Here is a 10,403-nt window from a genome sequence, read left to right as displayed (position 1 = left end):
CGCCGCGCAGGCAGTGCCCCGCGCATCCTGGGGGTGACGGGACCAGGCAGCGCCGCCGCGCCGAACCTATAGTTGGGGTCGTGACCGGTTCGAACGCGCTCGGCGAGTACCTGCGGGCGCGGCGCGAGCTGGTCGACCCGGCGGACGCGGGCCTGCGGGTCACCGGGGTGCGGCGCACGCCGGGGCTGCGCCGCGAGGAGGTCGCGACGCTGGCCGGGATCAGCGCCGACTACTACCTGCGCCTGGAACAGGGCCGCGACCGCAACCCTTCGCCGCAGGTGCTCGAGGCGCTCGCCAGGGTGTACGGGCTCGACGCGGCCGCGACCGAGTACCTGCTGAGCCTGTCGACGGCCCGTGCGGCGCCGCGGCGGCCGCGCCGTGAGGTGGTGCCCACCGGGGTGCGGCAGCTGCTCGACACGATCGGGTTGCCCGCGTTCGTGGAGAACCGCCTGTTCGAGGTGCTGGCGGCGAACCGGCTCGCGACCGCGCTCTCCCCCACCATGGCGCCGGGGATGAACCGGCTGCGCGCGGTGTTCCTCGATCCGGCCGAGCGGGAGCTGTATCCCGAGTGGGAGCAGGCGACCGCGGGCATGGTGGCGGCGTTCCGGTCGTCGATCGGGACCGGGGTCGACGATCCGCGGATCACCCAGCTGGTCGGTGAGCTTTCGCTGGCCAGCCAGCGTTTCCGGACGCTGTGGGCGCGTCATGACGTCAAGCCGCTGAGCGGCGGGCCAGCGCGGATGCTGCATCCGGAGGTCGGGATGCTCGAGTTGCGGCGGGAGAAACTAGCCATCGGTGACTCCGATGGCCAGCTGCTGGTCATCTACCACGCGGAGCCGGGGTCCGAAAGCGCCCAATCGCTCGCTCTACTTGGGTCTTTTGCCGAGATCGGGATTTCCGAAAACGGATGATGCTAATGCAAGTGCGTCCGCATTTGCAGATATTGACCGCTCAAGAATTGGGTTACGATTTTCTCCGAGAGTTCAGCCGGAAATCATTCTTGGGGAGTACGCCATATGCGCCGCTGGGTTCGCTACCGACTTCCCGTGCTCGTGTGCGTGGACAGCGACGACCGGCAGGAGCGGCACACGGTCACCCACGTCGTGATCCCGACACCTCAGGAAGGCAGCACGCTCGAGCTCGATCCGGCCGGCGAGTTCCTGATCTACGACCAGAACATGCGGCGCACCAACGACAACGAGGTGGTCGTGCACCGGGTGGTGGCCGCGGCGGAGAACAAGGCCGAGTGGCCGCCCGCGACCAGGGGCCGCCGACGCCAGTCGTGAGTGTTGCGGCCGGTTCTAACCGGCCGCAACACTCACGACCCCCCTCAGAGGGTGACGGACCAGCTGTCCAGGACGCCGGTGTCACCAGGCCCGTAGTCGGTCACCCGCAGCTGCCAGCGCCCGCCCGCCGGGGACGACGCGTTGGGCACGGTGAAGGTGCGGACGCCGGTCCAGGCGGTGCAGGTGGCGCCGCCGCTGTACTTGAGCGGGTAGCCCTTGCCTTTCGGGTCGAGCAGGGTGAGGCCGAGGTCTTCGGCGCAGGTGTGGTCGATGGTCACCGCGACGGTGAGCGGGGTGGCCGCCTGCCCGGTCAGTGTCGAGGTGATCGGGCTGAAGATCTGCTGATAGTCGCGGATCGGGTAGTCGGTGCCATTGCTCAGGGTGCGGCCTCCCCCGGCCTGGGTGCGGGCGGACACCGGGGTGCTCGCGGGTGAGAGGTTGCCCGCGGCGTCGCGGGCCTTGATGGTGAACGTGTAGGCGGTGTCGGGGTTCAGGCCGGTGACCGTGGCGGTGGTGCCGGCGGACGAGGTCGCCAGCGTGGAGCCGTTGTAGACGTCGTAGCCGGTGACGCCGACGTTGTCCGTCGCGGCGTCCCAGGCGAGGGAGACGCTGTTCGCGGTGGTGCCGGTGGCGCGCGGGTTGGCGGGCGTGCTCGGCGGGGTGGTGTCGTCTTCGCCGCCGCCGGTGACGAGCTTGAGCTGCCACTTGTTCAGCGCTTCGGCGACGGGCTGGAAGAGGGACATGTCGCCGTCGCTGGGGTTTTCGACGCACTGCGAGGGGCCGCCGTCGTGCAGGCCGGTGGCCTTGCTGCCGAGCAGCCAGCCGCCGCCCGAGTCGCCGCCGAGTGAGCAGGCGGTGGTCCAGGTGAGGTCTTCGATGATGAGCCCGCCGCCGTAGTCGACGGACTTGTGCGTGTACTTGACCTCGCCGCACTTCCAGTGCGAGGTGTTGCCGGAGTGGCAGACGCGGTCGCCGACCATGGCCTCGGCCTGGCCGGTGACGGTGATCGCGGGCTCGCCCCAGGTGTTGACCGCGGCGGAGAGGTTCCAGCCCGCCTCGGTCACCGCGACCACGCCCATGTCGCCTTCGCGGGCGTTGACGCTGTGCGTGCCGCCGACGTTCGAGGTGCCGATGCGGTTCTGCTGGCCGGAAGCGCCGTACGCGGCCTGGTCGCGGTCGTTGGTGCAGTGCCCGGCGGTGAGGAAGTGCTTGGCGCCCGCGGAATCGGTCACCGCGAAGCCGACCGAGCAGTTGCTCTCGCCGCCCGGCCACCACGGGCTGCCGGTCTGGATGGTGCCGGACTGCTGCTGCGGCGATGAGGTCGTCTCGGTGATCCGGACGCCGAGTTCCTTGGCCCGGTAGAGGAAGCTGTCGGTCGCGGCGGTCGTGCGCGAGCGGTCGACGGACACGCCGACGCTGTTGTCGCGCACGTCGATGCCCCAGCCGAACACCCCGGGAACGCCGGTGCCGACGAGGGCGCGGACGGCGTCGTCGGTGCGGTCGAGGTCGGCCTGGGTTCTGGTGACGAGCTTGGCTTCGGCGCCGCTCGCGCGGGCCGCGTCGGCCGCCGCGGGGGTGGTGACGGCCAGTGTCAGCTTGCCGGTGGCGGCGTCGAACCAGTGCCCGGCCGACTCCGCGCGCAGCGCCGCGGGCAGCGCGGCGGCCACGCGGTGGGCGTTGTCCTGGGCGGTGAGCTGGGCGCGTGCCTGGTCGGCGGTGAGGCCGAACGCGGCGGCCACGCCGTCGACCGCGGCCTGGGGTAGCGCGGGGCCCGGCGGCGGTGCGGCGTCGGCCGGGTGCAGGCCGAGCCCGAGCGCGGCGACGCTCATGAGGGAGACGAAAGTGCTGCGACGGCGCATGCTCACTCCTTGAATCGGAATCAGATGCGCTGAAGGTAATTCCCGGGAACGCCGGAATTGTAGATCCGCGAGTAGTTAACAATTAAGAGCTACTCGTCCCACTTCCAGTCGAACCCGTAGCGGCCTGGCCCGAAGTTGAGCGCGACGCCGTGCACGGAACCGTTGCCCGGAACCACTTCCGCCGATTCGGCGGGGTGACCGTCCACTTCGGAATAGCGGCGGCAGCGCACTGGGACGGCCTTGGGCGAGAAGCGGATCTCGAGGACGTACTCGCGGACCGGGAGCCGGAATTTGCGTTCGTAGTTGGTCGCTTCCGGGCAGGGCCTGCGGTTGACGAGGGTGTGCTCGGTGAGCACGGTCTCGCCGCGCGCGAGTGGGTGTTCGAAGAGCAGCTCGACGACGAGCAGGCCGTCTTCGGGCCGGTGCACGCTGCGGCCGGGGCGGCAGCCGCGCAGTGACCGCAGCGCGGGCAGTGGCCGGTCGTGCTCGTCGATGTGCAGGATGACCACCCAGCGGTCGGGGCCGTCGGCTTCGGCGCGCAGCACCTGCCGTGACCGGATGGCGAGTTCTTCGCGGCCGGGCCCGACGGTGACCACGTCGTGCTGGCTGATCCTGGTGAGCCGCTCGTCCCAGCGGGTGTCGACGTCGCTGACGGCCGCGTCGATCCGGCCGCGGTCGGGCCAGAACCGCCCGATCTCGGGCAGTCCGTCGTCCGCGCGGCCAGGCCATCTGCCTCGCGCGCGGGGTGGGCCGAGCAGCGCGATCAGCGAACCCGGTGGCACTTCGAGCAGCTGTTCCAGGTGCCGGAGCCCGAGCACGGAGTCGCGGCGCTCGGGCCTGCTGCGCCCGGATTGCCAATAGCTCAGTGTCGCGGCGGTGATGGAGACGCCGCGGGCGTGCAGGTGCTCGCGGAGCCGGTCGAGGCTGAGCCCGCGTGCCTTGATGGCCTCGCGCAGCGCGTCGGCGAACGGCCCCGTCCGCAGCAACCGCTCGAACTCGGGCGCCTGGCCCGCTCGGCCGCTCGTCATGCCTGATCGTAGATCCGCCTTGATCGATGACCAAGCGTTAACAGTTAAGAGCTTCACTTAGCTCACATCGAAAGTTCGTAGACAGGGCCCGTGGGCTCCGGTCCACTGTGCGAGGCGTTTTCCGGGACGAGGAGGCTTCGCGATGGCGGAAGTGAGCAGGCGGACGTTCTTGGCGGCGACCGGGGCGGCGGCGCTGGCGCCGTCATTGCCCCAGGCGGCCATGACGGGCACCATCGCCGACGTCAAGCACATCGTGATCCTGATGCAGGAGAACCGCAGTTTCGACCACTATTTCGGCACCATGAAGGGGGTGCGCGGGTTCGCCGACCGCGCCACCATCCAGCTGCCGGGCGGGTTTTCGGTGTTCAACCAGCCCAATGGGCTCGGCAGGCAGTATCCGTTCGCGCTGCGCGGGCCGGGTGGCAACGCCGAGACGCTCGCGCAGTGCCAGGGCGACATCGCGCATTCGTGGAGTGATCAGCACGGCGCGTGGAACCAGGGCAAGCTCGACCATTGGATGGCGTCGAAGAACAAGATCGGCTGCCTCGGCTATCTCGACCGGACCGACCTGCCGTTCCACTACGCGCTGGCCGACGCGTACACGATCTGCGACGCCTATCACTGCTCCGGGCTGACCGCGACGGGTCCGAATCGGACGTTCCTGTTCAGCGGCATGATCGACGCGGCTGGCCGGTATGGCGCGCCCGCGAAGGACGGTGGCGAGGAGTCGGGGCTGACCTGGCAGACCTATGCCGAGGTGTTGCAGAACGCGGGCATCACCTGGCGGGTGTTCCAGAACGCGAAGAACAACTACGGCGACAACGGGCTCGCGTATTTCAAGCAGTTCGCGAACGCGCAGCCCGGTTCGCAGCTGTACGACCGGGGCATGGCCAGTGTCCCGGCGGTCACGGGCAACACTCCTGACGACATCCTCGCGGCGATCAAGGCGGCCGCGGTGGGTGGCACGCTGCCGCAGGTGTCGTGGGTGGTGACCGATCAGATCACCTCCGAGCACCCGATCGGGCCGCCGGTCAACGGCGAGCGGTTCGTCAGCGGCCTGCTCAAGGCGCTCGCCGCCGACGCCGACACGTTCAACAGCACCGCGGTGTTCCTGAACTACGACGAGAACGACGGTTTCTTCGACCATGTGCCGCCGCCTTCGCCCGCGGCGGGCACGGCCGATGAGTTCGTCAGCGGGACGCCGGTGGGGCTGGGGTTCCGGGTGCCGATGATCGTGATGTCGCCGTGGAGCCGGGGCGGCTGGGTCGATTCGGAGGTGTTCGACCACACCTCGGTGATCCGGTTCCTGGAGACCTGGTCGGCCGCGATCGGCAAACCGGCGAAGTGCCAGACGATCAGCGCGTGGCGCCGGTCGGTGTGCGGGGACCTGACCTCGGCGTTCGACTTCGCGAACCCGGTGTACGGGCTGCCGTCGCTGCCGACGCCGGGGCCGCCGATCTCGGGCGGCACGTGCGCTCCCCTGCCGAACCCGACGCCGCAGAACAACGCGCTGCCGCCGCAGGAGCCGGGCACGAAACCGGCGCGGGCGTTGCCGTATCAGGCGAACGCGTCGATCTCGTCGTGGGTCTACGGGGCGAACGGCGAGATCAAGCTCAACATCACGATGGCCAACGATGGCCCGCAGGCGAAGAAGTCCGCGCATTTCTCGGTGTACGCCAACGCTTTCCGCAGTGGCGGGCCGTGGCAGTACACGGTAGCGCCCGGCGCCCCGACGACGGACTTCTTCAACTGCGGCAGCGGGTTCGGTGACGGGAACTACGACTTCACGGTGGTGGGGCCGAACCGGTTCCTGCGCCGGGTGCGCGGTAACGCGAGCAAGAAGCTGGAGGCGCGCTCGCGGATCGCGGTCACCGAGAGCACCGGGAAATTGGCGCTGTGGCTGGATTTCGTCAACGACTCGGCGGCGTCGACGACGTTCACTGTGACGTCGAACAACTACCGGAGCGACGGCCCGTGGACGTACACGGTCGCCGCCGGGACGACCGGGAGTGACTACTTCAACGCGGTCGCGTACAACGGTGGCTGGTACGACTTCACGGTCACCACGGCCGCGGACGGGGGCTGGTCGCGGCGGTTCGCCGGGCACATCGAGACCGGGGCGCCGAGCGTCACCGGCTAAGGGCTCGTGAGCGTTGCGGCCGGTTAGAACCGGCCGCAACACTCACGACTACCCCAATGCCGAGGGTGACTCGGCGTCCGCGACCAGCAGGCGAGGTGTGCCGGAGCCGTTGGCCGGGACGGCCCAGACGTCGGCGTGGCCGCCGTCGCGCCGCAGCGCGTAGGCGATGGTGCGGTTGTCGAGCCAGGCGGGCTGGTCGTCGACGCTGTGGGTTTCGGCGAGCGCGGTGACCGTGCCGGTGGCGAGGTCGAGCACCGACAGGCGCCAGCCCTTGGCGGGGTCACCGTCCACTGCGGACTTGTAGGCGATGCGGCGGTTGTCGGGTGAGAGCGACGGGCATTCGACGTTGTCGCGGACGGTGCGCGCGGTGCGGGCGGCGGAGTCGCCTTCGACGAGGTAGCGGTGCGAGCCGGTGGACATGGTCGCGTAGAAGTGGTTGTCGTCCTGGGTGAAGGTGATGCCCCAGAAGTTGAGGTCGGCGGCTTGGTAGGGCTTGCCGTCGACGGTGACCGCGAAGTCCTCGAGTGTGCCTTCGAGGTCGCCCGTGCGCAGGTCGAGGGTGCCGGCGCGGGTGGAGAAGCGGCCGCCGTTGTAGGAGTCGCCGGTGACGAACACCGTCCACGCGGCGCGGTGCCCGCTGGCGGAGACGCGGGCGCGGTTGGGCAGGCCGACGAGCGGGATCTCGCGTTTCGGGTTCAGCTGGGCGTCGAGCACGACGAGCTGGTAGGTGGTGAGCCCGGCCTCGGGGCGCAGGCAGAGGCCGGTGCCCGCCGCGGCGTAGACGCGGGTGCAGCTCACCGGCGAGACGGCGCGCACGCCGTCGGCTTCGAGGGTGGCGAGGTGGCCGCGGTCGGCGTCGGCGGTGCTGACGAACAGCAACCGGGGGCCTGGGGTGAGGGTCACCGCGCCCGCGGTCCCGGCGGCCGAGGCGTCGTGGTCGCGGGAACCGGCGAGTCCGATGTAGACGACGGCGGCCGCGAGGAGCACGAGCACTCCGGTGGCGGCGATGAGGATGCGGGTTTTCACGCGCGGGCCTGACGCAGCAGCGCGAACGTTCCGGCGATCGCGGCGAGTACCAGCACGGCGGCCGCCGAGATGGCGGTGGTGGCGCCCCAGACCTGCCACGCCAGTCCGAAAAGGACAGAAGAGACCAAATAGGACAGTGCCTGGCCGGTCTGGATGAGCGAGATGCCGGTGGTGCGCAGCGCTTCGGGCAGCACCGGACCAGCGAGTGCCATCAGCACGCCGTCGGTGGAGGCGTAGAACGCGCCGTAGAGCCCGAGTGCCAGCGCGAACAGCGGCCAGCCGCGCAGCGGGCTGGCGAGCAGGAGATAGACGGCGACGAGGCCGCCGTAGCCGGCGAGCAGGACCGGCAGCCTGCCGACGCGGTCGGCGAACGCGCCCAGTGGCGCGGCCAGCAGCAGGTAGGCGAGGTTGGTGCCGACGGCGAGCAGCGGGAACCAGCCGGTCGCGATGTCCTCTTTGCGTTGCAGCAGCAGGTAGACGAACCCGTCGCCGATCGTGGACATGCCGAGCACGCAGGCCGCGAGCAGGAGCCGCCGCACGCCGGCGGTCCGCAGAAGCGCCAGCGCGGCGCGGGGCGAGACGGTGCCCGCGGGCGGACGCGCGGTGCGGCGGTCGCGGACGAACAGCACCAGCAGCAGCACACCGATCGCACCGATGCAGAAGCTGGTGAAGAAGACTGCGTCGAAGGCGCCGGCGCCCGCCGCGGCGAGCACGGCCAGTGCGACCAGCGGTCCGGCGAACGCGCCCGCGCTGTCCATCGCGCGGTGCACGCCGAACGCGCGACCGAGCATGTTCTCGGGCGCTGACAGGGTGATCAGCGCGTCGCGGGGCGCGGTCCGCAGCCCTTTGCCCGCGCGGTCGGCGGTGATCACCGCGCCGATCGCGGCCGCCGACGAGCCCGCGGCCATGAGCCCGAGCTTGGCGACCGCGGAGATCCCGTAGCCGAGGCCCGCGATCGCCTTGCGCCCGCGGACCCGGTCGGCGAGGTACCCGCCTGCCAAGCGCAGCAGCGCGGTCGCGCCGGTGTAGAGCCCGTCGACCAGCCCGTACGCGGCAGGGCTCAGATGCAAGCCGAGCAACAGGTAGACGGGCAGGATCGCGGTGACCATCTCCGAGGAGATATCGGTGACCAGGCTGACGCTGCCGAGTGCGAAGACGTTGGCGCCGACGGCGGTGAACGTGCGCCGGGACCCCGCTTGGGCGTGGTCCCGGCGACCGATGGTGGACAGGTACAACCGCTATTGCCAGACGTCGGTGATCGGCGACTTGCTCGCGGCGTTGTTGATGCCGGGCAGGCCGTAGGCGGCCTCGATCGTGCGGAGCACGGTGTAGTGGTTGATGGATTCGCTGTAGCTGCCGACCTTCACGTTCGCGCCGACGAAGGCGGTGAAGATCTGGTTGACCGAGGTGCCGCTGTCCTCGTCGAAGGTGACGATGAGCAGGCTGTTGTGCGTCTTGGCCCACTGGGCGTAGGCGTCGAGGTGGCTCTTGAGCCACTTGTCACCGGTGCCGACCGCGCAGTCGTGCATGTCGTTGCACATGTCCGGGGTCACGAACGCCACGGTCGGCAGTTGCGTGAAGTCGCTCGGGAAGGCGGAGTTGCGCAGGTTCGCCGAGGCCGGGATGTTGCTGAAGTCGACCCAGCTGTTGTGCTTGCGCCGGTAGGTGCCGCTGGAGCAGCCGGTGTAGCCGTCCGACGGCATGGCCTCGGAGTAGCCCTTGAACGTCTTGCCCGCGCCGGCGAGCTGGGAGCCGAGGTTGGCCTTGGCGCCGAGGTTGATCGGGCAGGCGTCGTCGGTGACGCCCTGCGGTGAGCCGGAGAACAGGGCGACGTAGTTCGGCTGGCTCGGGTGGGTGATCGCGAACGAGTTGGTGAACTTCGCGCCCTGCGCGGCGAGCGAGTTGAAGTACGGCGCGCTCGAGCTGCCGTTGATGGAGGAGTACTTCTTGTTCTCGAACATGACCAGCACGATGTGGTCGAAGGCGGGAACCACCGACGCGGTGGGCTTGATCGCGGGCGCCGAGGGTTCGGCGGCCTGGACGGCGGTGAACACCCCGGCCGCGACCAGCGTCGTGGCCGCGAGCGCGGTCACGATCCGCTTCCGGAACATGAGACCTCCTGCAGGGTCTGGGTGAGGGCGCCTCATGGTGGCCATGGCAGTGAGACGACTCGTGCCTCGCCGTCATCCAACCGGTGCCCCGGATGTGAACAACAGAAGTCGCCCCCGACCGGCGCAGGCTGAAAGTGGAGAACGACCCAAAACGGAGATTCCCGCTATTCCAGCCATTCGGTGACAATCTCGGAGCTGGCATGGATGTTGACCAGCTTCGCCACCCCGTCGGTGTGGTTGACGAACTTGTGCGGCGTCCGCGGCGGCACGACGGCGATGTCCCCCGCGACGGCGACGGCGCTCTCGCCGCCGATGGTCACGGTGACCGAGCCTTCCTGCACGACGAAGACCTCTTCGTACTCGTGCTGGTGCAGTTTGGGCCCGTCACCCGGGTTCGCGGTGACGAGGAAGAACGAGAAGCCGACGCCGCCATGGTCCTTCCCGGTGAACTGTGACCCCGGCAGCTCGCTCTGGTTGACGATCAGCACGGTGCTTCCCCTCCGCTCGGACGGCTTTTCGTCGAACCTACCCCGGGGTCGTGAGTGTTTAGGCCGGTTAGAACCGGCCGGAGCACTCACGACCCCGGTCCTGGGGAACCCTGGGGTCGCGCCCGCGCCCGCGCGCTCGGGGTTCGCGTGGGCACGCGGGCTTGCCTGGGTCATGGTGGCCCGGCTTGGGCTGTATGAGGGGAGCCTTCATCGCGTATGGCTGCATGAAGGGAGCCTTCATTCAATCCGGTAATCACCCAAATGCGACATTCGGCACCAAAAGTCACCCGCTGGGGTCCTTAGTGGACGGTCGGCGGCCCGCGAAGCCCGCTGGGCAGTGAGGGCCTCCCTCACCCAAGCCGTTGGGTGAGGGAGGCCCTCACCCACCCGGGCCGAGTGAGGGAGGCCCTCACCAAGCCGGACTGGGTGAGGGAGGCCCTCACCAAGCCAAGGGGGTCGTGAGTG

Annotated in this window: 9 protein-coding genes; 3 read left to right on the top strand and 6 right to left on the bottom strand. The window is 69.7% G+C overall.

All coding sequences use genetic code 11. The annotated features are described in order from the left end of the window. Window positions 1–80: 80 nt before the first annotated feature. Both BLV57_RS04675 and BLV57_RS04670 read left to right on the top strand, forming a co-directional pair. Window positions 81–911 carry a helix-turn-helix transcriptional regulator gene (locus BLV57_RS04675; RefSeq protein WP_245757149.1) on the top strand — a complete coding sequence of 277 codons (831 nt, stop codon included), beginning with the start codon at window positions 81–83 and terminating at the stop codon, window positions 909–911. Between the two features lie 105 nt (window positions 912–1,016). Further along, window positions 1,017–1,286 (top strand): hypothetical protein, encoded by a 270-nt coding sequence (locus tag BLV57_RS04670; protein WP_091286956.1) that lies wholly within the window; start codon window positions 1,017–1,019, stop codon window positions 1,284–1,286. A gap of 44 nt (window positions 1,287–1,330) precedes the next feature. On the opposite strand, the gene BLV57_RS04665 is transcribed toward BLV57_RS04670, so the two are convergent. Together BLV57_RS04665 and BLV57_RS04660 are read right to left on the bottom strand one after the other, a co-directional pair. Continuing rightward, a complete protein-coding gene (locus tag BLV57_RS04665) occupies window positions 1,331–3,145 on the bottom strand; it encodes a fibronectin type III domain-containing protein (protein WP_245757148.1) in 1,815 nt (604 codons plus the stop codon). Between the two features lie 89 nt (window positions 3,146–3,234). Next, a complete protein-coding gene (locus BLV57_RS04660; RefSeq protein ID WP_091286955.1) occupies window positions 3,235–4,173 on the bottom strand; it encodes a helix-turn-helix domain-containing protein in 939 nt (312 codons plus the stop codon). 142 nt (window positions 4,174–4,315) lie between these two features. Here BLV57_RS04660 and BLV57_RS04655 point away from each other — a divergent pair, with 142 nt between their 5' ends. After that, window positions 4,316–6,313, top strand: coding sequence for a phosphocholine-specific phospholipase C (locus BLV57_RS04655; protein ID WP_091286953.1), 1,998 nt, complete (start codon window positions 4,316–4,318; stop codon window positions 6,311–6,313). A gap of 48 nt (window positions 6,314–6,361) precedes the next feature. Here the strand turns inward: BLV57_RS04655 and BLV57_RS04650 are convergent, their stop codons facing one another. The 4 genes from BLV57_RS04650 to BLV57_RS04635 form a co-directional block, all read right to left on the bottom strand. Further along, window positions 6,362–7,339, bottom strand: coding sequence for a TolB family protein (locus tag BLV57_RS04650; protein WP_091286951.1), 978 nt, complete (start codon window positions 7,337–7,339; stop codon window positions 6,362–6,364). Continuing rightward, the gene (locus tag BLV57_RS04645) at window positions 7,336–8,574 is read right to left on the bottom strand and encodes an MFS transporter (protein ID WP_091286950.1); all 1,239 of its coding nucleotides are present in this window, start codon (window positions 8,572–8,574) and stop codon (window positions 7,336–7,338) included. Before BLV57_RS04645 ends, BLV57_RS04650 begins: the two co-directional genes overlap by 4 nt. Window positions 8,575–8,577: 3 nt before the next feature. After that, a complete protein-coding gene (locus BLV57_RS04640; RefSeq protein ID WP_091286949.1) occupies window positions 8,578–9,450 on the bottom strand; it encodes an alkaline phosphatase family protein in 873 nt (290 codons plus the stop codon). Window positions 9,451–9,614: 164 nt separating this feature from the next. Next, the gene (locus BLV57_RS04635) at window positions 9,615–9,938 is read right to left on the bottom strand and encodes a cupin domain-containing protein (RefSeq protein ID WP_218134593.1); all 324 of its coding nucleotides are present in this window, start codon (window positions 9,936–9,938) and stop codon (window positions 9,615–9,617) included. Window positions 9,939–10,403: the final 465 nt, after the last annotated feature.

This window comes from Amycolatopsis xylanica, assembly GCF_900107045.1.
GTDB classification, from domain to species: Bacteria; Actinomycetota; Actinomycetes; order Mycobacteriales; family Pseudonocardiaceae; genus Amycolatopsis; species Amycolatopsis xylanica.
This window is presented reverse-complemented; position numbering and strand designations above follow the sequence as displayed.